This is a genomic window from Neisseria sp. P0001.S005 (assembly GCF_051963715.1).
This window is the reverse complement of record NZ_JBQCTZ010000755.1, coordinates 1-371: the sequence shown is the minus strand read 5'-3', so window position 1 is coordinate 371 and position 371 is coordinate 1. Positions and strand designations below refer to the sequence as shown.

Sequence of the window (371 nt, the reverse complement as noted above, 5' to 3'; positions counted from 1 at the left end):
TTATCCGCTAAAAATGTGCGCGCCATATCATCGCTGATGGCACCGAATTTGCCTTGTTCCATCCATTGTTTCAATGGTGCGGCTTCATCTTCGGCAACATGGCGGGCGACGGCAATCAAATCCAAATCAGGCGCAACATAGATGGCGGCACCGCGTGCGAAGTGGGGTTGCAGCTCTTCCCATGAAATGCGGGCTGTTTCGGTATTGAGTTTTTCGTTTAAGAGTGGAATAGACATAGGACAATCATCAAATAAAAAATGGATTGTAACCGATATTCGGCCTTTTGCCCGATGCCGTCTGAAAACGAAAGAAATTTACAGGGTTAACGTTATACAGTATCATTTTAATGTTTTAATTTTCTTTCAGACGGC

At 44.5% G+C, this 371-nt stretch carries 1 protein-coding gene; it reads right to left on the bottom strand.

Translation table 11 applies throughout. The features are described 5' to 3' along the window. The coding region (locus ACTHSP_RS22710) for a DUF2288 domain-containing protein (protein WP_440347092.1) at positions 1 to 236 on the bottom strand (236 nt) is incomplete at its 3' end. Positions 237 to 371: the final 135 nt, after the last annotated feature.